24 protein-coding genes, 1 tRNA gene and 1 riboswitch are annotated in these 23,068 nt (G+C 71.5%); of the genes, 8 read left to right on the forward strand and 17 right to left on the reverse strand.

The genetic code is table 11. From position 1 onward, the window contains the following. The first annotated feature begins 153 nt into the window (after positions 1-153). Complete coding sequence (locus tag ACIGWZ_RS07440; protein ID WP_400061761.1) at positions 154-1,122, forward strand: SCO0930 family lipoprotein; 969 nt, start codon at positions 154-156, stop codon at positions 1,120-1,122. Here the strand turns inward: ACIGWZ_RS07440 and ACIGWZ_RS07445 are convergent. The 3 genes from ACIGWZ_RS07445 to ACIGWZ_RS07455 are packed head-to-tail and all read right to left on the reverse strand — an operon-like array spanning position 1,100 to position 3,647. Then, positions 1,100-2,608 carry a sodium:solute symporter gene (locus ACIGWZ_RS07445; RefSeq protein ID WP_400061763.1) on the reverse strand — a complete coding sequence of 503 codons (1,509 nt, stop codon included), beginning with the start codon at positions 2,606-2,608 and terminating at the stop codon, positions 1,100-1,102. The genes ACIGWZ_RS07440 and ACIGWZ_RS07445 overlap by 23 nt on opposite strands. Then, the gene (locus ACIGWZ_RS07450) at positions 2,605-2,838 is read right to left on the reverse strand and encodes a DUF3311 domain-containing protein (protein ID WP_400061765.1); all 234 of its coding nucleotides are present in this window, start codon (positions 2,836-2,838) and stop codon (positions 2,605-2,607) included. The genes ACIGWZ_RS07445 and ACIGWZ_RS07450 overlap by 4 nt, the downstream gene beginning before the upstream one ends. A 32-nt stretch (positions 2,839-2,870) precedes the next feature. After that, positions 2,871-3,647 carry a class E sortase gene (locus ACIGWZ_RS07455; protein ID WP_400061766.1) on the reverse strand — a complete coding sequence of 259 codons (777 nt, stop codon included), beginning with the start codon at positions 3,645-3,647 and terminating at the stop codon, positions 2,871-2,873. A gap of 154 nt (positions 3,648-3,801) precedes the next feature. Here ACIGWZ_RS07455 and ACIGWZ_RS07460 point away from each other — a divergent pair, with 154 nt between their 5' ends. Next, complete coding sequence (locus ACIGWZ_RS07460) at positions 3,802-4,884, forward strand: SMP-30/gluconolactonase/LRE family protein (protein ID WP_400061768.1); 1,083 nt, start codon at positions 3,802-3,804, stop codon at positions 4,882-4,884. 108 nt (positions 4,885-4,992) lie between these two features. Here ACIGWZ_RS07460 and ACIGWZ_RS07465 read toward each other — a convergent pair whose 3' ends face one another. Then, positions 4,993-6,348, reverse strand: a complete 1,356-nt coding sequence (locus ACIGWZ_RS07465) for a DUF445 domain-containing protein (RefSeq protein WP_400061770.1) — start codon at positions 6,346-6,348, stop codon at positions 4,993-4,995. Between the two features lie 292 nt (positions 6,349-6,640). On the opposite strand from ACIGWZ_RS07465, the gene ACIGWZ_RS07470 reads away from it, so the two are divergent. Next, entirely contained in the window at positions 6,641-7,951 is a 1,311-nt protein-coding gene (locus tag ACIGWZ_RS07470) for an SGNH/GDSL hydrolase family protein (protein ID WP_400061771.1), read from the forward strand. A 28-nt stretch (positions 7,952-7,979) separates the two neighbouring features. Here the strand turns inward: ACIGWZ_RS07470 and ACIGWZ_RS07475 are convergent, their stop codons facing one another. The 4 genes from ACIGWZ_RS07475 to ACIGWZ_RS07490 all read right to left on the reverse strand — a co-directional run bounded on the left by ACIGWZ_RS07475 (position 7,980) and on the right by ACIGWZ_RS07490 (position 11,350). Next, positions 7,980-8,675, reverse strand: coding sequence for a DUF1707 domain-containing protein (locus ACIGWZ_RS07475; RefSeq protein ID WP_400061773.1), 696 nt, complete (start codon positions 8,673-8,675; stop codon positions 7,980-7,982). A gap of 9 nt (positions 8,676-8,684) precedes the next feature. Next, on the reverse strand, positions 8,685-9,698 hold the full coding sequence (locus ACIGWZ_RS07480) for an ATP-binding cassette domain-containing protein (RefSeq protein WP_400061775.1): 1,014 nt from the start codon (positions 9,696-9,698) through the stop codon (positions 8,685-8,687). Between the two features lie 10 nt (positions 9,699-9,708). After that, the gene (locus ACIGWZ_RS07485; protein WP_400062030.1) at positions 9,709-10,473 is read right to left on the reverse strand and encodes an ABC transporter permease; all 765 of its coding nucleotides are present in this window, start codon (positions 10,471-10,473) and stop codon (positions 9,709-9,711) included. Positions 10,474-10,549: 76 nt separating this feature from the next. Next, positions 10,550-11,350, reverse strand: coding sequence for an ABC transporter permease (locus tag ACIGWZ_RS07490; protein WP_400061777.1), 801 nt, complete (start codon positions 11,348-11,350; stop codon positions 10,550-10,552). 325 nt (positions 11,351-11,675) lie between these two features. Between ACIGWZ_RS07490 and ACIGWZ_RS07495 the strand changes: the two genes are divergently transcribed. Beyond that, on the forward strand, positions 11,676-13,937 hold the full coding sequence (locus ACIGWZ_RS07495) for a transglycosylase domain-containing protein (protein ID WP_400061779.1): 2,262 nt from the start codon (positions 11,676-11,678) through the stop codon (positions 13,935-13,937). A gap of 19 nt (positions 13,938-13,956) precedes the next feature. Here the strand turns inward: ACIGWZ_RS07495 and ACIGWZ_RS07500 are convergent, their stop codons facing one another. From ACIGWZ_RS07500 to ACIGWZ_RS07510, 3 genes are all read right to left on the reverse strand, one after another. Continuing rightward, positions 13,957-14,277, reverse strand: a complete 321-nt coding sequence (locus tag ACIGWZ_RS07500; protein ID WP_400061781.1) for a DMT family transporter — start codon at positions 14,275-14,277, stop codon at positions 13,957-13,959. Positions 14,278-14,317: 40 nt separating this feature from the next. Continuing rightward, positions 14,318-14,385, reverse strand: a riboswitch (guanidine-III (ykkC-III) riboswitch). Between the two features lie 103 nt (positions 14,386-14,488). Continuing rightward, on the reverse strand, positions 14,489-14,791 hold the full coding sequence (locus tag ACIGWZ_RS07505) for a co-chaperone GroES (protein WP_042155576.1): 303 nt from the start codon (positions 14,789-14,791) through the stop codon (positions 14,489-14,491). A gap of 439 nt (positions 14,792-15,230) precedes the next feature. Continuing rightward, complete coding sequence (locus ACIGWZ_RS07510; RefSeq protein ID WP_400062031.1) at positions 15,231-15,551, reverse strand: DUF3618 domain-containing protein; 321 nt, start codon at positions 15,549-15,551, stop codon at positions 15,231-15,233. Positions 15,552-15,717: 166 nt separating this feature from the next. On the opposite strand from ACIGWZ_RS07510, the gene bcp reads away from it, so the two are divergent. Next, a complete protein-coding gene (bcp, locus tag ACIGWZ_RS07515) occupies positions 15,718-16,185 on the forward strand; it encodes a thioredoxin-dependent thiol peroxidase (protein ID WP_400061783.1) in 468 nt (155 codons plus the stop codon). 219 nt (positions 16,186-16,404) lie between these two features. On the opposite strand, the gene ACIGWZ_RS07520 is transcribed toward bcp, so the two are convergent. Next, a complete protein-coding gene (locus ACIGWZ_RS07520) occupies positions 16,405-17,712 on the reverse strand; it encodes a sensor histidine kinase (protein ID WP_400062033.1) in 1,308 nt (435 codons plus the stop codon). Next, positions 17,712-18,218, reverse strand: coding sequence for a hypothetical protein (locus ACIGWZ_RS07525; protein WP_400061785.1), 507 nt, complete (start codon positions 18,216-18,218; stop codon positions 17,712-17,714). Before ACIGWZ_RS07525 ends, ACIGWZ_RS07520 begins: the two co-directional genes overlap by 1 nt. 404 nt (positions 18,219-18,622) lie before the next feature. Between ACIGWZ_RS07525 and ACIGWZ_RS07530 the strand changes: the two genes are divergently transcribed. The 3 genes from ACIGWZ_RS07530 (at position 18,623) to ACIGWZ_RS07540 (ending at position 20,450) form a co-directional block, all read left to right on the forward strand. After that, entirely contained in the window at positions 18,623-20,158 is a 1,536-nt protein-coding gene (locus ACIGWZ_RS07530) for an MFS transporter (RefSeq protein ID WP_400061787.1), read from the forward strand. A 9-nt stretch (positions 20,159-20,167) separates the two neighbouring features. Then, positions 20,168-20,398 carry an HNH endonuclease gene (locus tag ACIGWZ_RS07535; protein WP_400061789.1) on the forward strand — a complete coding sequence of 77 codons (231 nt, stop codon included), beginning with the start codon at positions 20,168-20,170 and terminating at the stop codon, positions 20,396-20,398. Further along, positions 20,376-20,450, forward strand: a tRNA-Leu gene (locus ACIGWZ_RS07540). The genes ACIGWZ_RS07535 and ACIGWZ_RS07540 overlap by 23 nt, the downstream gene beginning before the upstream one ends. Positions 20,451-20,509: 59 nt before the next feature. Here ACIGWZ_RS07540 and rdgB read toward each other — a convergent pair. From rdgB to ACIGWZ_RS07560, 4 genes are all read right to left on the reverse strand, one after another. After that, positions 20,510-21,145 (reverse strand): RdgB/HAM1 family non-canonical purine NTP pyrophosphatase, encoded by a 636-nt coding sequence (rdgB, locus tag ACIGWZ_RS07545; RefSeq protein ID WP_400061791.1) that lies wholly within the window; start codon positions 21,143-21,145, stop codon positions 20,510-20,512. A 47-nt stretch (positions 21,146-21,192) separates the two neighbouring features. Beyond that, positions 21,193-21,609: a hypothetical protein gene (locus tag ACIGWZ_RS07550; protein WP_400061793.1), complete on the reverse strand. Its 417-nt coding sequence runs from the start codon at positions 21,607-21,609 to the stop codon at positions 21,193-21,195. A 146-nt stretch (positions 21,610-21,755) separates the two neighbouring features. Continuing rightward, positions 21,756-22,487, reverse strand: a complete 732-nt coding sequence (gene rph / locus ACIGWZ_RS07555; RefSeq protein ID WP_400061795.1) for a ribonuclease PH — start codon at positions 22,485-22,487, stop codon at positions 21,756-21,758. 87 nt (positions 22,488-22,574) lie between these two features. Next, positions 22,575-22,814 (reverse strand): glucose PTS transporter subunit EIIB, encoded by a 240-nt coding sequence (locus tag ACIGWZ_RS07560; protein ID WP_400061797.1) that lies wholly within the window; start codon positions 22,812-22,814, stop codon positions 22,575-22,577. Positions 22,815-23,068: the final 254 nt, after the last annotated feature.

Raw genomic sequence — 23,068 nt, forward strand, 5'->3', positions numbered from 1 at the left:
ACCGCCGCGTATCCCCCCCCACGACAGCACCCGGCCAAGGCCCCGGCACCGCGCCCCGGCCGGCCGCCGAAAATCCGGCGGACCGGCCGACGGACCGACCACACACAGACCGGCAACAGACGGACCGACAGACGGACCGACCAAGGAGAGACCGTGACCATCACCCGACGTCGTGCAGGACTCGCGGCCACCGCGCTCGCCACCCTGGCCCTCACCGCCGCCTGCGGCAGCAGCGGCAACCAGAGCGCCGGCACCCCCACCACCGACACCGTCCAGCCCGCGGGCCAGGGCACCAGCGACTACGGCTACGGCTCCTCCGGCTCCGGCCAGGGCGACGACGGCTACGGCGGGCAGGCCGGCGGCGACGACGGCGCGGCGAAGGCCGCGCCGAGCGCGGGCAAGCTCGCGCTGCGGGATGCCGCCGAACTCGGCCCCGTGGTCACCGACTCCAAGGGCATGACCCTCTACCGCTTCGACAAGGACACCGCGAAGCCGCCCACGTCCAACTGCTCCGGCTCCTGCGCCACCACCTGGCCGGTGGTGCCCGCCGACGGCGCCACCGCGCCCGCCGGGATCGACAAGAGCGCGCTGGGCTCCGTCACCCGCTCGGACGGCACCAAGCAGCTCACCATCGGCGGCTGGCCCGCCTACCGCTACGTCAAGGACACCAAGCCCGGCGACACCAAGGGCCAGGGCGTCGGCGGCACCTGGAACGCGCTGGCCGCCGACGGCAAGAAGGCCGGCGCCCAGCAGCCCGGCGACGTCTCGGTCTTCGACCAGCCCGCGCTCGGCAGGATCCTCGTCGACGGCAAGGGCCGCACCCTCTACCGCTTCAACAAGGACAGCGCCTGGCCGATGAAGTTCGGCTGCAACGACGCCTGCCTGGAGACCTGGAAGCCCGCCAAGCCCGCCGACCGCTCCAAGCTCAACGGCATCGCCCCCAAGCTGATCTCCACCGTCACCCGCCCCGACGGCACCCGTCAGCTGGCCGTCGACTGCTGGCCGGTCTACTGGTTCACCGGCGACAAGCAGCCCGGTGACATCAACGGCCAGGGCAAGATGGGCCTGTGGTTCGCGGTCTCCGAGGAAGGCAAGAAGATCACGACGACGCCGGCCGGCTGACCGCGTCCCGCCGGGGGAACTCGTCGTCCAGCGCCAGCACCTCGCCGTCCGGCCGCTCGTCCCTCTCGCGCGGCCCCCACCAGGTGACCGCCAGCGCCACCGCCACGTTCACGGCGAGAGCGACGATCCCCGCGTTCATCCCCCACAGCGGGTCGTGCCCGGTGAACACCAGCGCACACACCAGCGTGAAGCCCGCCACCAGGCCGCTCACCGCGGCGTGCATCGTCAGCCGCCGCCACACCAGCCCCAGCAGCAGCATCGGCACGAGCTGCGCCATGCCCTCGTACGACAGCAGGGACAGCCGGACCAGGGTGTTGGGGGCGGTGTAGGTCAGCAGCAGCGCGAGCGTTCCGGAGGCCACCACGACCACCTGGGACGACAGCTTCTGCCGGCCGGCCAGCCGCGGGATCGCCCCCAGTACGCTCCTCCCCCACATCGTGCCGATGACCAGCATGAACACGGCCATCGGCACGATGGAGGAGAGGGCGGCGGCGGCCCCGATCAGGCCCACGGCCCAGGCCGGGAGGGAGTCCACGACCATCTTGAACAGCGCGAGGTTGGAGTCCGCACCGGCCAGCCCCGGCACCACGAACAGCGCCGCGAGGCCGAGCAGCATCGGCACGAACAACAGCACGTTGTAGAAGGGGAGGTACATGGCGTTGCGGCGCAGCGCATCGGCGTTGCGGGCGCCGAGATAACCGGCGACGGTCGTCGGGAAGATCACCACGGTGAGGGAGTTGATGACCGTGGTGGTGAGGAACCAGACCTGGTCCAGGCCGCCGGACGCGTGTCCGGGGAAGGTCAGCCACTGCGGCTTCTCGGCGACGAGGCGGTGCAGGAGGGGGCCGTAGCCGTCGAAGTAGTGCACCGGGACGTAGAGCGCGAGGAAGCCCAGCGTCCCGATGACCAGGATGTCCTTCAGCACGGACACCCAGGCGCTGCCGCGCAGTCCGCTGACCACGACGAAGGCGGTGGTGACCGCGAACGCTATGAAATAGGCCCAGTCGAGGCTGATGGCGCCGTAGGAGATGGTGGAGACGACCACGCCCATGCCGGTGATCTGGAGCTGGATGTAGGGCAGCAGACAGACGGTGGCGAGGACGGCGACGGCGGCGCCGAGCCAGGGCCGCCGGTAGCGGTGGGCGACGATGTCGGTGATGCCGACCAGGCCGTGCCGGCGGGCGTAGGCCCACAGCATCGGGCCGACGACGTAGCCGATCGCATAGCCGCAGGACATATAGGCCAGGACATAGAGGACCGGGGCGCCGAAGTTGTAGCCCCAGCCGGCCGCGCCGAGGTAACTGAAGCTGGTGTAGCTCTCGCCGGCCATCAGCACCCAGATGAAGACGGTGCCCAGGCTGCGGCCGCCCACCGACCACTCCGTCAGCCCGCCGCCGGAGCCCCTCCCCCGCACCGCCAGCAGGCCGAGGGCGACGGTCAGGACCATGAAGCCGCCGAAGACGGCGGTGGCGACGGTGGCGTTCATTCCCGGCCCCGCTCGAGGTCGCCGCGCCGCGCCAGCCACACCGCGAGCGGGGTGGCGAGCGTCGCCAGCAGCATCCAGAAGAACAGGAACGGCAGCCCGCAGACGGTCGGTGTCACCCGGTTCACCAGCGGCAGCACCACCAGGAACAGCACATAGGGCAGCAGCAGCCACAGCAGCGCCGGGCGCCTTCTCGAGCCCGGCGGGCGGCCGCCGGAGAACTGGTTTCGCACGTCGGAAGAGCCTAGGGGACGGCGGGCCGCGTTCACCGCGACTGTGTCGACCGCAACACCGCCCAGACCACCAGCCGGTAGGTGGAGGTGTATTCGGGCGTACAGGTCGTCAGGGTGAGATACGCGCCGGGGGCGGTGAAGCCGTAGGCGGGGTGGACGCTGCTGCGGGGGACGGGGGCGATGACGGTGCCGTCGCCGGGGGTGGTCTCCGGCAGGGTGCGGCGGACGGTGTACGTGTAGCGGGCGTCGGCGGTGTCGACGGTGACCCGGTCGCCGGGGCGCAGCCGGTCGAGGTGGCGGAACGGCTCGCCGTGGGTGTTGCGGTGCCCGGCCAGCGCGGCGTTGCCGGCGCCGCCGGGCTGTGCGGTGCCCGGATAGTGCCCCACATAGCCCTTGTTGAGGACGGCGGCCTTGCCGACTCCTTGGGCGATGGGGGCGGTGAGGCCGATGCGGGGGATGCGCAGGACGGCGTAGGCGAGGCCGTCAGGGGGTGGTGCGGGGGCGCGCGGCCGGGTTGCCAGCGGCCGGGCCGCGCGGCCGGCACCGCCGTCACCGCCGGGCGTCGGTGCCGTCGAGGGCGGCCGCGGGGGTGCCGTCGGCCGCGTCTGCCACTGCCGCTCCAGCCGCGCAACCTGCTCCCCGGCGTCGTCCCGCGCCTGACGGTTCGTCCACCACAGCTGGTGGACGACGAGCAGCAGCAGCACGGCGCCGAGCGTGACGGCCAGCTCCGCGCCGGTCCACAACGCCCGCGCGGTGAGGGGGCGGCGGGTGCGCCGCCCCTGTACGACCACCGGTATCCGCTCCCGCACGGGCCGCACGGTAGGCCCTGCGGGCGGCGATCACCAGGGGTACGGGCGGGATACCCGCCTGCGGGATCCCGAGATGCCCGTTCGTGCGGTTCGGGTCATGATCACTTCTTGTGGAACCGGTAATGATCACTACTGATCCAGGAGAGCACCTGTCATGCATCGATTCCGCCCGCTGGGCGCCCCGCCCGGCACGGCTTCACGACACCCCTGTCCGGGCATCCCGCCGCGCTCCCGCCGCAGTCGTCGCCTCCGCTGGCGCTCGGCCTCCGCCCTTCTTCTCCTGCTGCTCCCCTGCCTGCCGGCCGCGGCCGGCTCACCACCGACGCGCACGCCCCGGCACCTGGCACGCTTTCCCCTGCGCGTCAGCGCCTACGTGGCCAACAGCGGCTCGACGACCCTTTCGGTCTACGACACCCGTCTGGAGAGCCGGGTCGGCGCCGTACAGGTGGGCCACGCCCCGACCGGCGTGGGCACGGCTCCGGACGGCGAGACGGTCTACGTCGCCAACAGCCGCTCCGACACCGTCACCTTCGTCGGCACCGCCCACCGGCTGCCCATTGCCACGGTGCCGGTCCAGCACCGGCCCTTCGCGGCGATGCCGACCCGCGACGGGCGCCATGTGCTGGTGGCCAACTTCGGCTCGGACTCGGTCTCCGTCATCAGCGTCCGGGACCGTCACGTGATCGCCAATGTGCAGGTGGGGCCGCTGCCGCACAGCATCACCACGGTGCCGAACGGAACCGCGTACGTGACCAACAACGGCGGTCGCACGGTGACCGTGCTCGACCCGGAGGCGCATGTGGAACGGGTCGTCCGGGTGGGCGACTTCCCCAGCGGGATCAGTTCGTCGCGCGACGGCGACCGGGTGTACGTCTCCAACACCGGTTCCGGCACGGTGTCGGTCATCAATCCCCACACCGACACCGTGGTGGCCACCCTGCCGGCCGGCAAGGCGCCGCTGGGCAACGCGGTCAGCCCCGACGGCAACCGCCTTTACGTCGCCGATTCGGCGCGGGACTGCCTGCTGATCATCGACATCGCCGCCCGGCGCGTCATCGCCCATGTGCGCGTCGGCGCCAAGCCGCAGGGTGTCGCCATCACCCCTGACGGCGGCCGGGTGTGGGTGACCAACGAGGAATCCGACAGCGTTTCGGTCATCGACCCCTTCGCCCAGCGGGTCCGCTTCACCCTGCCGGCCGGACACGAGCCCGAAGGCATCGCCATCACCCCGCGCTGACACGAACGAGTCGACATCGTTGTCGGGCCCGAGGGCCCGCCCTGCACCGCGGCGCAGCCGTTCGGGGAGGCGGTGCCATGGGCGGGCCGGGCGGCCGCACGGGCGGGATCAGCCGCCGAAGGCCTGCGAGACGGCGTAGATGCACAGCCCGGCGAGCGCGCCGACGACCGTGCCGTTGATGCGGATGAACTGCAGGTCACGGCCGATGTGCGCCTCGATCTTCTTCGAGGTGTGCTCGGCGTCCCAGCCGGCGACGGTGTCGGTGATCAGGGAGGTGATCTCGCTCTGATACGTCGTCACCACATAGACGGCCGCGCCCTCCAGCCAGCCGTCGACCTTGCCCCGCAACCGCCGGTCCGTGGCCATCCGCCCGCCCAGGGACAGCAGCGAGGCCCGCACCCGCAGCCGCAGCTGGCTGCGCTCGTCCTCGGCGGCGGCCACGATCATGGCGCGTACCGAGCCCCACGCCGAGGCGATCAGGTCCTGCACCTCGCCGCGGCCCAGCACCTCGGACTTGAGGCGTTCCACCTTGGCGCGGGTCTCCGGGTCGGACCGCAGATCGGTGGCGAAGTCGGTCAGGAAGCGGTCGACGGCGCCACGAGCGGGATGGCCGGGCATGTCGCGCATCTCGGTGACGAAGCGGAGCAGTTCCCTGTAGACGCGGTCGCCGACCTTGCGGTCGACGAAGCGGGGGGTCCAGCCGGGGGCGCCGCCGGAAACCGCCTCCATGACGGAGTCGCCGTGCGCGACCAGCCAGTCGTGGGCGCGGGCGCACACCAGGTCCACCACCCGGGTGTGGCCGCCCTCGGCGACGACCTTCTCCAGCATGGCGCCGATGCCGGGCGCGATCTCCTGGGCGTCCGCGCGGCGGGTGATGGCCTCGCCGACGACGGCCTGGACGTCGGAGTCGCGCAGCACGGTCAGCGCGCCGCGCAGCGCGGTGGACAGCTCGGCGGTGACCCGGTCGGCGTTCCCGGGTTCGGCGAGCCAGCCGCCGAGCCGTCCGCCGATGCCGACGGAGCGCAGCCGGCGGCGGACGACCTCGCCGGAGAGGAAGTTCTCCCCGACGAAATCACCCAGACTCTGCCCCAGTTGATCCTTTTTGGTAGGAATGATGGCGGTGTGCGGGATCGGCAGGCCCATCGGCCGCTTGAACAGCGCGGTGACCGCGAACCAGTCGGCCAGCGCACCGACCATGCCGGCCTCGGCCGCCGCGGCGACGAAGCCGGTCCAGCCACCCGCCCCGGAGGACTGAGCCCATTTCGCCAGGACGTAGATCAGCGCCACGGTCAGCAGCAGGCCGGTGGCCAGCGCCTTCATCCGCCGCACGCCGCGCCGCTTCTCCTCGTCGGCGGCGCTGCGGCCGAAACCTCCCAGCGGTGCGGCCCGGCCGGGCGGCGCCGCGACCGCTCCCGGGTCCGCCTGCGCCGCCGACTGCGCGGTATCCGTCTTCGTGCGTGCCATCCGCTCCACCGTTCCCACCGTGCCCCCGCCCCCATCCGTACGCCCGTATGCCCGGCCCGGCTGCCCGCTCCGGATGTCCGGCCTGTATGTCCAACTGTGACCTACTCCCGGAACGAACCACGAGTTCCCCGCGTCCACGTCATGAGGGGGCATCGCCAGGGCGCCGGGCGGCGTCCCGGAGGTCCGTGGGATCATGACGAAACGATCGGACCGCAACGGTGCCGCTGATCACTCGCTGCCCTTTGCCCGCCCGGAGCGCCTCGCTCCGCCTTCCCCAGGAGACACCCCCCGCATGAAGAAAAGTGTGGGTTACGCCCTGCTCGCCGGTCTGGCGGCAGTGGTGGTGCTGATCTCGACCGCCATATTCGTCGGCTTCGGCGGCGGTCATGACGGGCTGGGCAGCGACCACCACAAGCCGCGCGACCCGGCGGCACCGGCGGTCTCCGGGCAGTGGGTCGGCAGCTGGTCGGCGGCCGCCGCGGCCGCCGAGCCGGGCACCCTGGACGGCTACGCGGGGATGTCCATACGCAACGTCGTGCACACCAGCGTCGGCGGCTCCGGCGCCCGCATCCAGCTCTCCAACCTCTACGGCACCCGCCCGCTGGTCGTCAGCCACGCCTCGCTGGCGCTGGCCGCCGCCCCCAGCAACCCGACGGCCGCGGCCGGCACCATGCGGCGCCTGACCTTCGGCGGCAGGCCCGCGGTGACCATCCCGGCCGGCGGCGCGGTCACCAGTGACCCCGTACGGCTCAAGGTCCCGGCCGACGCGGACCTCCTGGCCACCACCTACTCCCCCTCCCCCTCCGGCCCGGCCACCTACCACCCCTACGCCCGCCAGACCTCCTACCTGGCGCGCGGCGACCGGGCCGAGGACGCCACCGGCGCCGCCTATACGGAGCAGAGCCCGTACTGGCGCTATCTGACCGGCGTGGACGTGTGGAGCACCGAGGCCCGGGGCACGGTCGTGGCCATCGGCGACTCGATCACCGACGGCATCACCTCCACGGCGGGCGCCAACCACCGGTGGACGGACTTCCTGGCCGAGCGGCTGCGCACCGAGCCCGGCGCGCCCCGCTACGGCGTCATCAACCAGGGCATCAGCGGCAACCGCCTGCTGGTCAACGGCAGCCGCTTCTCGCCCAACAACGGGCCCAGCGTGCTGTCCCGCCTGGACCGCGACGCGCTCTCGCGGACCGGGGTGAAGGCGGTCGTGGTCGAGATAGGGCTGAACGACCTGTTCAAGTCGCCGCGGCAGTGGGACCCGCAGAAGATCGTCGCCGGCATGCGGGCGATAGTCCGCGAGGCGCACGCCCGCGGGCTGCGGGTGACCGGCTCCACCCTGACGCCGTTCGGCGGGCACCGCGGCTACTCCACGCGGATGAACCAGGTACGCGAACAGGTCAACCGCATCATCCGGTCCGGTTCGGTCTACGACGAGGTCGTGGACTGGGACAGGACGCTGCGCGACCCGGCGGCGCCGGTGCGGCTGCGGCCCGTCTACGACTCCGGTGACCATCTGCACCCGAGCGATGAGGGCTTCCGGGCGATGGCCCATGCGCTGAACCTGGACCATCTCAAGCGGTCGGCGCCCGCCCAGCTGTGAGGGCGGGCGGGCCCGGGACCGGCCCGCGTCAGCCCAGCTGCTTGCGCTGCTTCTCCTCCGCCTTCAGGCGGCGCTGCTCCTCCTTGAGTCGCAGCCGCTCCTGCTTGGGCAGCTTGCGCTCCACACCGACGCCGCCCATCAGCGCCAGGCCCTTGACGATCACGCGGGGCGCCCCGGGCTCGGACGGTATCCCGTCCTCCCGCGAGTCGAAGCCGCCCATGATGCCCAGGCCGCGCACGTCGACCTCGACGCCCGGCGGCACCACGATGTTCACCCCACCCATCAGCGCCCAGACGCTGATGACGACCTCGGGCCCGGCGAAGTCCGCCTCGCGCAGATCGAGCTCGCCGCCGCCCATGCAGCACACGGCCGTGAAGCGGCGCCCTATCGTCCAACGGCCCTTGCGCTGGAAGCCGCCCATGATGCCGACGCCGACGGTGGAGCCGTCCGCCTCGCTCACGATGCGCCCGGACCAGGACGTCACCGCGCCGCTTTCCTTGCGCAGCGACAGCGGGGCCGCCGCGCCCGGGCCGGCGGCGGCCGCCGGCAGATCCGCGGTCAGCGGCGCCAACTCCCCGTACGTACGCGCCCGGTAGGCCGCCTCCAGCCGCTCGTCGAACTCCGCCATGTCCAGCCGCCCTTCGGCGACGGCGTCCCGGAGAATCTCGGCGACCCGCTCGCGGTCGGCATCGGCGGCCCGCAACTCGGGGAGTTTTTCCGTCATACAAGCAGACTAGACCGTGTCCATGCCCGAGACGGCACGGTCGCGGGGGGAACCTCCGCCCGCGTACAGCTTCGCGATCACTTCCTCGATGTCCGGCTCCCGCACCGACAGGTCCACCAGCGGAAAGCGCTCGGCGACGGCCGCGACCAGCGGCGCCGCGCTCTGCGCCGCCGGGAACGCCAGCCACTGCCGCGGCCCCTCCACCTTGACCGTACGGGCCCCGGGCACGCCGTCGATCGGCGGCAACTCCCGTTCCAGGTCCACCACCAGCGTCCGCTCGCCCTCCCCGGCCGCCCGCAGCCCCGCCAGCCCGCCGTCGTACACCAGCCGCCCGTGGTCGATGACCATCACCCGGCGGCACAGCTGCTCGATGTCCGTCAGGTCGTGGGTGGTCAGCAGGACGGTGGTGCCCCGCTCGGCGTTCACCTCGCGCAGGAACTCCCGTACCTTCGCCTTGCTGATGACGTCGAGGCCGATGGTCGGCTCGTCGAGATAGAGCACCTCGGGGTCGTGCAGCAGCGCCGCCGCGATATCGCCGCGCATCCGCTGGCCGAGCGACAGCTGCCGTACCGGGACGTCCAACAGGGGTCCCAGGCCGAGCAGTTCGACGCAGCGCGCGAAGTTGGCGCGGTAGACGGGCCCGGGGACCCGGTACATGCGGCGGACCAGTTCGTAGGAGTCCTTCAGCGGCAGGTCCCACCACAGGGTCGTGCGCTGGCCGAAGACCACCCCGATCCGCCGGGCCAGCCGCGTCCGCTCGCGGGCGGGATCGATACCGGCGACCCGCAGCCGGCCCCCGCTGGGGGTCAGAATGCCTGTCAGCATCTTGATCGTGGTGGACTTCCCGGCGCCGTTCGGTCCGATGTAGCCGACCATTTCACCGCGCGGCACCCGGAAGGTGATGCCGTCCACGGCCCGCACCTCGTGCCGCACCCGGCGCAGCCGGCCCGCCCTGCGCCGTACCGAGAAGACCTTCTCGATCCCGTCCACCTCGATGAGCGTCGTTTCCGCCCCGTCCGTCATACGCCTCTCCTCAGCTCCCCGTGCTCCGGTACGCGCGCAGCCCGCAGCGCCACGCCAGCCCCGCGCCCGCAGCCATCAGCGCCGCCACCGCCGGCCCCATGAAATCCACCCAGCCCGGCAGCCCCAGCGGGTCCGGACGGCCCAGCAGCCGCAGCGCGGGCAGCCAGTTCACAAAGGCCAGCGGGATGACGAAGGTGACCCCGCGCACCAGGTCCCTGGCGAAGACGGTGGGCGGGTACTGGAGCAGCGTGTTGCCGCCGTAGGTGAAGGAGTTCTGCACCTCGGCCGCGTCCTGCGCCCAGAACTGGAAGGCCGCACCGGCCGTGAACACCGCCGCGAAGATGACCGCTCCGCACACCGCCATCACCGGCACCAGCAGCATCCGGCCCGCCGTCCAGTCCACCTCCAGCCGGGTCAGCGACCAGCCCAGGACCAGCACCGCCTGCCCGATCCGGCCCAGCCGGCGCAGCGCGAACCGGTCCGCGGCGACCTGCGCGAAGACCGGCACGGGGCGCAGCAGCAGGGTGTCCAGGGTGCCGTCGCGCACCCGCGCCCCGAGCCGGTCCATGCTGCCCAGCGCCAGGTCCGCCAGGCCCAGCGAGAGGCTGGAGGTGCCGTAGAGAAAGGCGACTTCGGGCAGCGAGAAGCCGCCCAGGACCTCGATCCGGGAGAACATCAGCAGGATCGCGACGAAGTCCAGGGCGCTGGCGGCGAAGTTGCCGACCGCCATCAGCACGAACGACGTCCGGTAGGCGAGGGTGGAGCGGATCCACATCCGGACGATCAGGACGTACGCGCGCAGGCCGTGCGCCCACAGCGCCGCCCGGCCCGTCCGCTCCCCGACGGCCCCGCTAGCCACCCTGCACCACCACCTTGCGGGTGGCGGCGCGCTGCACCAGCCGCCCCAGCGCCAGCAGCGCCACCCCCCACCCCGCCTGGAAGGCCAGCCCGCGCAGCAGCGAGCCGCCGGTCCGGACGCCGATCAGCACATCCACCGGCACCTGGAGGACCGCCGCCCACGGCAGCAGCTGCGCCACCTCGGCGAAGCCACCGGGAAAGGCGCGCAGCGGCAGCACCATCCCCGAGAAGAACAGGCACGCCAGGCCGCTGATCAGGGCCAGGCCCGCGCCGTCGAGCAGCCAGAAGGACGCCAGGGAGACGAGATAGCGCAGCGCGAAGCTGACCAGCAGCCCGAGCAGCACCGAGAGCAGGAACGTCAGCCAGGTCAGCGCCTCGCGGGGCAGGGCCAGCGGAAAGCAGACGGCGCCCACCGCCAACGGCACCACGCCACGGCCGATCAGCTGGAGCGCGGCCCGCCCCAGGTCCGCGGCCAGCCACCACAGCTGGAGGTCGGCGGGGCGGTAGAGGTCCACCGCGATGTCGCCGCTGCGGATCCGCTCCTGGAGCTCGTCCAGGCCGCCGCCCATCAGCAGCGCCGACGCGGCCAGCAGCGCCTGCGCGGTCCATACGAACGTCAGCGCCTGCGCCTGGTCGTAGCCGCCCAGATGCGGGCGCTCGGTCCACAGGGCGATGTAGGTGGAGGCGACGATGAAGCCGAAGACGGTGTTGGTGAAGACACCCGCCACGGTCGCGACCCGGTAGGTGGCGTACCGGCGGAAGCTGCCGGCCGCCACGGCCGTGCACCACGACACCTCCGCGCCCCCTCTTGTCGTTGCTCTTGTCGTTGCTCTTGTCGTCGAGCGGCAAAGCATCGGAGCCTAGTTGGGCCGACGTCGGCCGCACCATCGCTTTATCACCGGTTCGGGTGAGTCCGGGGCGCCATCCGGCCGGTCAGGGGGCGGTCGTCGGTGCGCGCCACCCCTCGCGACCGGGACACATGATGCGACAGTTCTCCAACAGGGCCTTCCGTTCCTTATCGGGTGAGCGCACCTTTCCGGGCATCACGCGCGATTCCCCGACGCCATATCGATCCGCCGCAGCACAACCTTCGGCGGCCGCCGAGGAGTCCATACAGACATGAGCGACGATCCGGAGGGCAGGACGACCGCCCGGGACAGCGCCGCACGCCCGCGGCGCACCGGCTGGCGCCGCGCCATCCCCACCTGGCGGACGGTGCTGGCCGCCGTGGTGCTGTTCCTGCTGGTGATCGTGGGCGGCCTCGTCGCCGGGTATCTCCTGGTGGACATCCCGCCCGCCAACAGCGCCGCCCAGGCCCAGAGCAGCGTCTATCTCTACTCCGACGGCTCCTTCCTGGCCCGCGACGGCGACATCAACCGCGAGAACGTCTCACTCAGCCAGATCCCCAGGTCCACCCAGCAGGCCGTACTGGCCGCCGAGGACCGCGATTTCTACTCCGAGTCCGCCGTCGACCCCGCCGCCATGGTCCGCGCCGCCTGGAACACCGTCACCGGCAAGGGCAAGCAGTCCGGCTCGACCATCACCCAGCAGTACGTCAAGAACTACTACCTCGGCCAGGAACAGACGATCACCCGCAAGGCCAAGGAGTTCTTCATCGCCATCAAGCTCGACCGCGAGGAGACCAAGGACCAGATCCTCGAGGGCTACCTCAACTCCAGCTACTACGGACGCAACGCGTACGGCATCCAGGCCGCCGCCCAGGCCTACTACGGCAAGAACTCCGAGCGCCTGACCACCGCCGAGGGCGCCTACCTCGCCACCCTCCTCAACGCCCCCAGCGCCTACGACATCACCGCCCACCCCGAGAACAAGCGGCGGGCCCTGGCGCGCTGGAACTACGTCCTGGACGGCATGGTCAAGAAGAAGTGGCTCCCCCGCGCCGAGCGCGACGCCATGAAATTCCCCGAACCGGGCCCCGTCAAGGCCTCCGCCGGGCTCTCCGGCCAGCGCGGCTATGTCGTCGAAGCCGTCAAGGACTACCTGATCCGCAACAAGATCCTCGACGACGACACCCTGCGGGCCGGCGGCTACCGCATCACCACCACCCTCGCCAAGGACCGCCAGGACGCGTTCGTCGACGCCGTCGACAGCCGCCTGATGGACAAGCTCGACCACTCCCGCAAGGTCGACACCTACGTCCGGGCCGGCGGCGCCTCCATCGACCCCGCCACCGGCCGGGTCGTCGCCATGTACGGCGGCATCGACTACGCCAAGCAGTACGTCAACAGCGCCACCCGCCGCGACTACCAGGTCGGCTCCACCTTCAAGCCGATCGTCTTCGCCTCCGCCGTACAGAACCGCTCCACCACCCAGGACGGCGTCCCCATCACCCCCGACACCGTCTACGACGGCACCAACACACGCATGACCCTCAGCCACGGCTCCCCCACCGGCTTCGCCCCGGCCAACGAGGACGACCGCTCCTACGGCCCGATCACGGTCTCCGAAGCCACCGACAAGTCCGTCAACGCCGTCTACGCCCAGATGGGCATCGACGTCGGCCCGGCCAAGGTCAGGAAGACCGCCGTCGCCCTGGGCATCCCCGCCGACACCCCCAGCCTCTCCTCCTCCCAGGGCGCCATCTCGCTGGGCACCGCCACCCCCAGCGTCCTGGAGATGACCCAGGTCTACGCGGGGTTCGCCCACCACGGCACCCAGCGCCCGTACACCCTCGTCGACAAGGTCTCCAAGAGCGGCGAGATCCTCCCGCTGCCCGAACGCGCCGAACGCACCGCCCTCGACCGCGGCGCCGCCGACACCACCACCTCCATCCTGCAGAGCGTCGTCGACGGCGGCACCGGCACCGCCGCCCAGGGCGCCGGACGCCCGGCGGCCGGCAAGACCGGCACCGCGGAGAAGGACAAGGCCGCCTGGTTCGCCGGCTACACCCCCGAACTCGCCACCGTGGTCGCCGTCTTGGGCCAGAACCCGGAAAGCGCCGCTCAGGAGCCGCTGTACGGGGCAGCGGGACTGCCGCGCATCAACGGCGGCGGCTTCCCCGCCCAGATCTGGGCCGACTACACCGCCGCCGCCCTCGAAGGGCAGCCGATCACCGACTTCGACCTCCAGCTGGAAGCGGGCGCCGGCTCCCCGCCGCCCGCCCCGACGACCACCGCCCCCCTGCCCCCCGACGAGTCCGCCCCGCCGACCAGCACCGAGCCGAGCGTGCCGCCCACCTCCGGCGCGCCGACGACCGGCATCCCCGGCACGCCGACCGTCGAACCGCCCAGCCCCACCTTCCCGACCGAGCCGCCGACCACCGAGCCCACCGAGGAATTCCCCACCGTGGGCCCGGAGGGCGCGGAGGCGTACACGGGGCGGCGGACGCTGTGGGACGGCCTCGCGGCACCCCCGGTATGACGCCGGCGCACGGCCGGGGTCAGTGACCGGACGTCGCCTTGAGCCCCACCACCGCCACCAGCAGCAGACAGATGAAGAAGATCCGGGCCGCGGTCATCGGCTCCCCGAGCATCAGCATGCCCACCACCGCCGCACCGGCCGCACCGATACCGACCCATACGCCGTAGGCCGTACCGATGGGCAGCGTCCGGGCCGCGTACGAGAGCAGCAGCATGCTGGCGACGATGCCCGCGCCGGTGAACACACTGGGCCACAGCCGGGTGAAACCCTCGGTGAACTTCATCCCGACCGACCAGCCGACCTCCAGCAGACCGGCGACGACAAGCAGGACCCATGCCATGACGGCACCTCCGTGAAAACGCTGCAACAGCTTCAACAGGGGTGCGTCGTCTTGTCGTGACCCGGTACGGCGCGTCTCGTCGGGTACTTACGAGGCTAGCAAGCGGCGGACGGACGGCAGACGGAACGGGCGGTGACCTCGGTCACCGCCCGTCGTGGACAACAGCGGGGAAAGCTACGGGGTACGGGGTACGGACCCGCCGACCAGCCGACTACAGGTACAGGCCCGTCGAATCCTCCGCGCCCTCCAGCCGCTCCGCGGCCACCGCATGCAGATCGCGCTCCCGCATCAGCACATACGCCACACCGCGCACCTCGACCTCGGCACGGTCCTCCGGGTCGTACAGCACCCGGTCCCCCACCTCGACGGTCCGCACGTTCTGCCCGACCGCGACCACCTCCGCCCAGGCCAGGCGGCGGCCGACCGCCGCGGTCGCCGGAATGACGATGCCCCCGGTCGAGCGCCGCTCGCCCTCGGGGATGTCCGTCCGGACCAGCACGCGGTCGTGCAGCATCCGGATCGGCAGCTTGTCGTGGGTGTCCTTGGTGTTATTCGGGCTCACGGCATGACCGTACCTGCCCGCCGCCCGCCACCACGCACCAACGCCGGACCCCGCAGCCCGCACCCGCCGACGCCGGACCCCGGACCCGCCGACGCCGGAGCCTGCACCCGCCGACGCCGGACCCCGGACCCCGGACGAACGGGCCCGGCCCTCCGGACAGCGGCCGACCCTCCGGACAGCGGCCCAACCCTCCGGACAGTGGCCCGGCCCTCCGGACAGCGGCCCGGCCGCCTGGGCAGCGCCCCGGCCATCCGCTGGCGAAGGGACCACCTGCCTGAGCCGCCACGGGAACTCCCACCCGGCGAGCCCGCGGGAATACCCGTCCGGCCCCGCCGCGTTGTGGCCCCGCAGGGGGCGCTCGGAACCCCTACGGGTTGCGTTCGACCGTCCCCTAGGAGCGGCGCCGCTTGGCGCTCAGCGCCACCAGGCCCAGCACGGCCACACCGATCATGGCCACCGGAACGATCCGCTCGAGCCGCGGTGCCCCGTCCTCCGACACCAGCTGGCCCCGCACATCCGACACAGCACGGTGCGCGGCCACATACGCCCGCCCCGCCGTACGGTCCACCGCCGCCGCGGTTGCCGCCTTCGCATCGCCGATGATCGTCTTCGGGTGCAGCCGCACACCGATCTCGTCGAGCGTCACGGCGAGCTCGCGCCGCCTGCGGACGATGTCCGCCTCGATCTGCGCCGGGGTCCTGGCCTCCGCCACCGCGCTGCCTCCGTCGTCTCGCGCCATCCGTGATGGACAGTCTGTCAGCTCACACCCGTACGCGCCCCACAGCACCCCCGTTTCGCGCGGCCGAGGCGCCCGCGCACCCATCGCCCGGCCCACCTGGCTAATGTCGGGGGCCTACGGATCCAGCCGAAGGAGAACCATGAGCGAGCGACTGCAGCCCGGCGACACCGCCCCCGCCTTCACCCTGCCCGACGCCGACGGCAAGCAGGTCTCGCTCGCCGACCACAAGGGCCGCAAAGTCATCGTCTACTTCTACCCCGCCGCCCTGACCCCCGGCTGCACCAAGCAGGCCTGCGACTTCACCGACAACCTCGACTTCCTCGCCGGCCACGGCTACGACGTCATCGGCATCTCCCCCGACAAGCCGGAGAAGCTGGCCAAGTTCCGCGAGAAGGAAGACCTCAAGGTCACGCTGCTCGGCGACCCCGACAAGAGCGTCCTCGAGGCCTACGGCGCCTTCGGCGAGAAGAAGCTCTACGGCAAGACCGTCACCGGCGTCATCCGCTCCACCGTCGTCCTCGACGAGGACGGCAAGGTCGAGCGCGCCCTCTACAACGTCAAGGCCACCGGCCACGTCGCGAAAATCATCAAGGACCTCGGGCTGTAACCCCCAAGGCCGGACCGGCGCCCCGCGTCGGGGTGGCCCCGGGCAGGAGCCGTCGTCGGCTGCGGTGAACGAAACACCGACCCCCGGCGCCCTCACCGCCGGCGCCCCGCGTCGGGGTGGCCCGGGGCAGGAGCCGTTCTCGGCTGCGGTGAACGGAACACCGACCCCCGGCGCCATCGCCGCCCGGTCCGGCAGTTCCAGCACCGCCGGCGCCCCGCGTCAGAGTGGCCCAGGGCAGGAGCCGTTCTCGGCTGCGGTGAACGAAACACCGACCCCCGGCGCCATCGCCGCCCGGTCCGGCAGTTCCAGCACCGCTTCGGCGCCGCCCTCCGCGGCGGCGCCGAAGTCCAGCCGCGCCCCCAGCACATCCGCCTGCCCCGCCGCGATCGTCAGCCCCAGACCGTGCCCCGTACCCCGCTCCGGCGCCGCCGTACGGAACCGCCGCGGCCCCTCCGTGCACAGCTCCGCCGGATATCCGGGACCGTGATCGCGCACCACGATCCGCGTCCCCTGCACCACCACCTCGATCGGCGGCTTCCCGTGCTTCGCCGCGTTCGCCAGCAGATTCACCAGCACCCGCTCCACCCGTCGCCGGTCCGTCTCCACGATCTGCGGTGCGCCCTCGACGGCCACCGACACCTCGTCGACGCCCCACTGCCGCTCCGCTCGCCGGACGATCCCGCGCACCAGCGACGGCAGCTCACAGGCGTCCAGATCCGCCCGCTCCACCCCCGAATCCAGCCGCGACACCTCCAGCAGGTCCTCGACCAGCCGCCGCATCGCCTGCGCCCGGTCCTGGACCATCTCCACCGCCCGCGGCTGCGGCAGCAACCCCGCCGCCGCCACCAGCCCGGCCACCGGGGTGCGCAGCTCGTGCGCCACATCCGCGGTGAACTCCCGCTCCGCCTCCACCCGCGCCGCCAGCGACATCGCCATGTGGTGCACGCTGCGGCCCAGTTCGGCCACCTCGTCCCGGCCCTTGCTGGCCAGCGCATCCGCGTCCGGCGGCGCACCCGCCGCGATCCGCCGCGCCGCCGCCGCACTCAGCCGCAGCCGCCGCGACAGCCGCTGCGCCACGAACCACGACACCACCGCCATCAGCACGACCGTGCCGCACCCGGCGATCAGCAGCGCCCGGTCCAGCGCCAGCAGCACCGGATCGTCGTCCGGAAAGACCGCCGACACCGACAACGACCGCGCCGGACGGTTCCCGCCGCCGTCACCGACCCCGGTCGCCGCCCATACGCGCGGATCCTCACCGCCAGTGACATACGTCCCCGACCGGTTCTTGAACACCGCCTCGCGCAGCGGCGACGGCACCTTCGTATCGTCCAGCTGCGCGCCGAGCGCCAGCGTCCCGTCCCGCTCGTAGAGCTGCAGCGCCGAACTGAGCCGGGCGTCCTGGAAGGCCCGCGCCGATCGTTCCCGCTCCGCCTCCGCTATGTGGTGCACGGCGAACCCGAGCACCACCACGGCCAGCGCCGTCACACAGGAAATGGCCAGAGCGATCCGGCCTCGAATGCCCATCACGCGAGGTCGTACTTCTCCGTCATGTCGCCGAACGGCGTCGAGCCCTCGTACGTCACCTCGAGCTCCGTGAAGGCCCGCGCTCCGTCGATCGTCTTGACGCCGTAGAGCCGGAAGGTCGCCGGGAACCCGGAATCCGTCGCCACTCTCGCGGCCTTCTCCCCCACCTGCACCACACCGGTGCCCTCCGCCTCCCCGGGGCCGTACCGGTCCCAGGTGATCGCGGTCGCCACCATCCCCGCATCCGCGCAGGCCAGCGTGATCACCGGCGGCTTGACCTGCGGATCCCCGATCCCGCAGTCGCGCACGCCCGGCAGGCCGCCCTGGTCCTGGACGTCCTCCTTGACGTCCTGCACCGCCGCGGTCCTCGGCGCCGTGTCCAGCGCCGACGCGCGGTCCGACGCCTGGCTGAACCACACCCCGCCGGCCGCCAGCACCGTCACCAGGACGAATGCCGCCACAGCGGTACGCCCGCGAGCCCAGCGGGACCCAGCGCGCTCGGTCATCACCCTCTCCTCCCGGGACTCACGCCCCGTACCCCCACAGCACACACCCGCGCACCCGCGCCGCCCGAACGGGCACCGGTGAGTGAGCGCCACACGCTACGGAAGAGCGGTTTCACGACCGCCACGTTCCCCCTCCCCCGCACAAGGTGACTGCTTGGACACGGCAATATCCGCGCGGGCGTGTACCAGTCCTGTAACAGCCCCGCCGATTCCCTGGCACGCAGCCTCCCTCCCATGAAAACGAGCGGACTCCGTCGGGCGGACACCCCGCGTGCCGCACCTCACCCGACCCGCGAATTTCGGCCAGAGTGGTTTGGAACGCGCTCCGCTGTGCAGGCGCACCTGTCGTATCCGTCGCATCCCCACCGCGCACCGCGCGCTGACCGACCCGAGAGGACCGCCTTGTGACGCACGGGAGCACCGCAGTGGAACCACCCTTCGAGGACAAAGAGGCCCTCCGCCGGCACCGCGTCCTCTTCCGCGCCATCGCCCGGCGCCGAAATCCCAAGCTGCGGCGCACCGATATCACCATCACCGACGAAAAGGTGGTCAAGCGGGCCGTCAAGGCGGCCGCCCTCGGTAACGCCATGGAATGGTTCGACTTCGGGATCTACAGCTATCTCGCGGTCACCATCGGCAAGGTCTTCTTCCCCGGCGGCAGCGACACCACCAGCCTGCTCTCCTCCTTCGCGACCTTCGCCGTGGCCTTTCTCGTACGGCCGCTCGGCGGCGCCTACTTCGGCCCGCTCGGCGACCGCATCGGCCGCAAGAAGGTCCTCGCCCTCACGATGATCATGATGGCGCTGGGCACCCTCTGCATCGGCCTGATCCCCTCGTACGCGGCCATCGGCTTCTGGTCCCCGGCGCTCCTCATCCTCTTCCGCCTCGTCCAGGGCTTCTCCACGGGCGGCGAATACGGCGGCGCCTCCACCTTCATCGCCGAATACGCCCCCGACAAGAAGCGCGGCTATTTCGGCAGCTTCCTGGAGATGGGCACCCTCATCGGCTACACGGGCGCGGCCGGCATCGTCCTGCTCCTGAACACCACGCTGGGCGACGACGCCATGCTCGCGTGGGGCTGGCGCCTTCCCTTCCTGATCGCCGGCCCCCTGGGCCTGGTCGGCCTCTATCTCCGGGTCAAGCTCGACGAGACCCCGGCCTTCCAGAAGCTGGAGGCCTCCCAGACGCATTCCGCCGCCGGCTCCGCCGTCGAGGCCGAGGCCGAATTCTCCCACCTCTCGGAGAACGCCCCGAAGAAGAAGCTGCGCGAGATCTTCGCCCAGCAGTGGCCGACGCTCATCCTCTGCATTGCCCTGGTCGGTGCCTACAACATCACCGATTACATGCTGCTCTCCTACATGCCGACGTATTTGACCGACACCCTCGAATACAAGGAGTCGCACGGCCTGCTGATCCTCCTCGGCACGATGATCGTCCTGATGTGCATCATCAGCACCATCGGCAGGCTCAACGACCGCTACGGCCGCAAGCCCCTCCTGATGACCGGCATGCTCGGCTTCTTCCTCACCGCCATCCCCGCATTCCTCCTGGTCAAGCAGGGCAGCGTGCCCTCGGTCATCGGCGGCATGGCCCTCCTCGGCCTCTCCCTCGTCTGCCTCCTGGGCACCATGTCCGCCGCCCTCCCCGCCCTCTTCCCCACCAACGTCCGCTACGGCTCCCTCTCCATCGGCTACAACCTCGCCGTCTCCCTCTTCGGCGGCACCACCCCCCTGGTGATCACCGCCCTGATGGACGTCTTCGACAAGAACGTCATGGTCCCCGCCTACTACACAATGGGCGCCGCCCTGGTGGGCGTCATCGCCGTGGCCTGCATGAAGGAAACGGCCCAGCAGCCGCTCGACGGCTCGCCGCCTTCGGTCGCCACCAAGGAGGAGGCCGTGGAGATGATCGAGGCCCAGACACCGGAGCCTCGCTTCTGAGAAACGGCAGTGACTGATGGGGCCTTGGGGTTTTCCCACCCAAGGCCCCAGGGCCTCGAAGTCGACCATCGCAACGGCGACCGGCTGGACAACCGCCTGGAGAACCTGCGTTGTCTGTGCCCCTCCTGCCGCAGACCGGCAATTTCTCCGGTCGGTCACCGCGTCCGGGCATCCCCCGGCAGGTGCGCGGCCGGGCACAGTAAAGTAGGCGGCGCGCGGGCCCGTACCCCAGCTGGCTAGAGGGTGCCGGTTTAGGTCCGGTATGTCGTGGGTTCGAGTCCCACCGGGCTCACCTACGCACACGGCCTCCCCCGTCATCGGACGAGGGGGGCCGTTTCCGTACGCCCGCGGTTAGCCCAACAACTCCCGCACCACCGGCACCAACGCCCGGAACGCCTTCCCCCGATGGCTGATCGCGTTCTTCTCGTCGGCGGTCAGTTCGGCGCAGGTGCGGGTCTCGCCGAGGGGCTGGAGGACGGGGTCGTAGCCGAAGCCGCCGGTGCCGGAGGGGGCGGGGCGGAGGGTGCCCTCGAGGGTGCCCTCGACGACTCGCTCGGTGCCGTCGGGCAGGGCGAGGGCCGCGGCGCAGGCGAAGTGGGCGGCGCGGTGTTCGTCGGAGATGTCGCCGAGCTGGGCGAGCAGGAGGTCGAGGTTGGCCTGGTCGTCGCCGTGCCGGCCGGCCCAGCGGGCGGAGAAGATGCCCGGGGCGCCGCCGAGGACGTCGACGCAGAGGCCGGAGTCGTCGGCGACGGCCGGGTGGCCGGTGGCCCTGGCGAGGGCGTGGGCCTTGAGGAGGGCGTTCTCGGCGAAGGTGACGCCGGTTTCCTTGACGTCGGGGACGTCGGGGTAGGCGTCGGCCCCGACGAGTTCGACGTCGAGGTCGGCGGCTTCCAGGATGGCCCGGAGTTCGGTGATCTTGCCGGCGTTGCGGGTGGCGAGGATGAGGCGGGTGCGGGGCGCGGGGCGTCCGTCCGTTCGAGGCTGCATGGGGAGTGATTATCCCGGGGGACGGGGGCCTCGTGGGGCGGAAGTGGTCAGCCGGGGGTGCAGGTCTTGGTGAGGTCGCCGGCCCCGTCGGTGATGGGCTGGAGATCGGGGACGTTGTTGCTCTTGATGTCCTTGCGGGCGTTCTTGATGCCGGCGTTCATCTTGTCGAGGGACTTGGCGAGTTCGGGGTCGCTCGAGGAGTCGCGGACCTTCTTGAGGTTCTGGTCGATCTTGTCGAGGGCCTGCTCGGCCTTCTGCGGGTCGTCGAGGGAGTTCTCGGCGGCCTGCTGGAGCTTGTCGACGGAGTTGACGATGGCGGTGGCGGCGTCGGCGCAGTCCATGGCCTTGTTGACCGCTCCGCAGGCGGAGAGCAGCGGTATCGCGAGGGCGGCGGCGGCCAGCGTCGCGACGGCGGTGACGGGGCGGCGGTGGCGGCGGGCGGGGCGAGGGGTGCGCGGGGACATGGAAGAGGTTCCTCCTTGGGTCATGAGCGGGCAAAGGGAGAAACGCATGGCGCCCCGTTTTGGTTGACGGGGCGCCAAGGAAGGGTGGGCGGCGGGCCGGAGTCCGGACAGCCGGGCGGGTGGTGGGGCGACGGGCCGGGGGCGGCTCAGAGCGTCGCGGCCAGCGCCTCCCGCTGGGCGGTGTCGAGTGTGGTGCAGCCGGTGACGGCGAGGTCGAGGAGGGCGTTGAGTTCGTCGCGGGCGAAGGGTTCGGCTTCGGCGGTGCCCTGGACCTCGACGAAGCGGCCGTCGCCGGTGCAGACGACGTTCATGTCGGTGTCGGCGCGGACGTCTTCCTCGTAGCAGAGGTCGAGGAGCGGGACGCCGGCGACGATGCCGACGCTGACGGCGCTGACCGTGCCGGTCAGCGGCTGGCGGCCGTGCTTGATGAGCTTCTTGTGCTGGGCCCAGGCGATGGCGTCGGCGAGGGCGACGTAGGCGCCGGTGATGGCGGCGGTGCGGGTGCCGCCGTCGGCCTGGAGGACGTCGCAGTCGAGGACGATGGTGTTCTCGCCGAGGGCCTTGAAGTCGATGACGGCGCGCAGGGAGCGGCCGATGAGGCGGCTGATTTCGTGGGTGCGGCCGCCGATCTTGCCGCGTACGGATTCGCGGTCGCCGCGGGTGTTGGTGGAGCGGGGCAGCATCGAGTACTCGGCGGTGACCCAGCCTTCGCCGCTGCCCTTGCGCCAGCGCGGGACGCCTTCGGTGACGGAGGCGGTGCAGAAGACCTTGGTGTCGCCGAAGGAGATGAGGACGGAGCCTTCGGCGTGCTTGCTCCAGCCGCGTTCGATGGTGACCGGGCGGAGCTGTTCGGGGGTGCGGCCGTCGATGCGAGACATGGCGTAGACCCTATCGGGAATGGCAAGGGCCCCGTTCCGGTACGGGCGCATGCACCGGCGGGGCCCTGGGTGAGCGCTGGGCTCAGCTCACATCATGTCTTCGATCTCGGCGGCGATGGGGTCGGCGTCGGTGCCGATGACGACCTGGATCGCGGTGCCCATCTTGACGACGCCGTGGGCGCCGGCGGCCTTGAGAGCGGCCTCGTCGACGAGCTCGGGGTCGGCGACTTCGGTGCGGAGGCGGGTGATGCAGCCCTCGACCTCTTCGATGTTGTCGAGTCCGCCGAGCCCGGCGACGATCTTCTCAGCCTTGCTGGCCATGTCCACTCCTGCTTGTCTCGGCCGTCGGCGGCTCCGCCGAGCGGTTTTTCCACCGTAGTGCACGCATATGAGCGTTTGTGTGGGTCTGTGCCCGTTCAGCCCAACTATGCGGGCGGTTGGGCGCCATCTGGCGAAGGATGGCGATCACTCGAAGTGCGTGCCGGGCTGCCGGCCCGCACCCCAAGTGGTCTACACCATCAGTATGCGGCAAGCGCCGGGGCGGTTGTCGACGGGCCTTGCGACGGGACGCGTCGACGGGG

Source organism: Streptomyces sp. NPDC053427 (assembly GCF_044544985.1).
GTDB lineage: Bacteria > Actinomycetota > Actinomycetes > Streptomycetales > Streptomycetaceae > Streptomyces.

Coding starts and splice junctions, on each gene's coding strand:
- ACIGWZ_RS07475 (WP_400061773.1), bottom strand. CDS start 8,675: ATGACGGAAAAACTCCCCGAGTTGCGGGCCGCCGATGCCGACCGCGAG.
- ACIGWZ_RS07445 (WP_400061763.1), bottom strand. CDS start 2,608: ATGAACGCCACCGTCGCCACCGCCGTCTTCGGCGGCTTCATGGTCCTG.
- ACIGWZ_RS07520 (WP_400062033.1), bottom strand. CDS start 17,712: ATGGGCATTCGAGGCCGGATCGCTCTGGCCATTTCCTGTGTGACGGCG.
- ACIGWZ_RS07500 (WP_400061781.1), bottom strand. CDS start 14,277: ATGGCATGGGTCCTGCTTGTCGTCGCCGGTCTGCTGGAGGTCGGCTGG.
- rph (WP_400061795.1), bottom strand. CDS start 22,487: ATGTCTCGCATCGACGGCCGCACCCCCGAACAGCTCCGCCCGGTCACC.
- ACIGWZ_RS07460 (WP_400061768.1), top strand. CDS start 3,802: ATGCATCGATTCCGCCCGCTGGGCGCCCCGCCCGGCACGGCTTCACGA.
- ACIGWZ_RS07485 (WP_400062030.1), bottom strand. CDS start 10,473: ATGTGGATCCGCTCCACCCTCGCCTACCGGACGTCGTTCGTGCTGATG.
- rdgB (WP_400061791.1), bottom strand. CDS start 21,145: ATGCAGCCTCGAACGGACGGACGCCCCGCGCCCCGCACCCGCCTCATC.
- ACIGWZ_RS07525 (WP_400061785.1), bottom strand. CDS start 18,218: ATGACCGAGCGCGCTGGGTCCCGCTGGGCTCGCGGGCGTACCGCTGTG.
- ACIGWZ_RS07505 (WP_042155576.1), bottom strand. CDS start 14,791: ATGCTGCACGACCGCGTGCTGGTCCGGACGGACATCCCCGAGGGCGAG.
- ACIGWZ_RS07495 (WP_400061779.1), top strand. CDS start 11,676: ATGAGCGACGATCCGGAGGGCAGGACGACCGCCCGGGACAGCGCCGCA.
- ACIGWZ_RS07465 (WP_400061770.1), bottom strand. CDS start 6,348: ATGGCACGCACGAAGACGGATACCGCGCAGTCGGCGGCGCAGGCGGAC.
- bcp (WP_400061783.1), top strand. CDS start 15,718: ATGAGCGAGCGACTGCAGCCCGGCGACACCGCCCCCGCCTTCACCCTG.
- ACIGWZ_RS07550 (WP_400061793.1), bottom strand. CDS start 21,609: ATGTCCCCGCGCACCCCTCGCCCCGCCCGCCGCCACCGCCGCCCCGTC.
- ACIGWZ_RS07480 (WP_400061775.1), bottom strand. CDS start 9,698: ATGACGGACGGGGCGGAAACGACGCTCATCGAGGTGGACGGGATCGAG.
- ACIGWZ_RS07470 (WP_400061771.1), top strand. CDS start 6,641: ATGAAGAAAAGTGTGGGTTACGCCCTGCTCGCCGGTCTGGCGGCAGTG.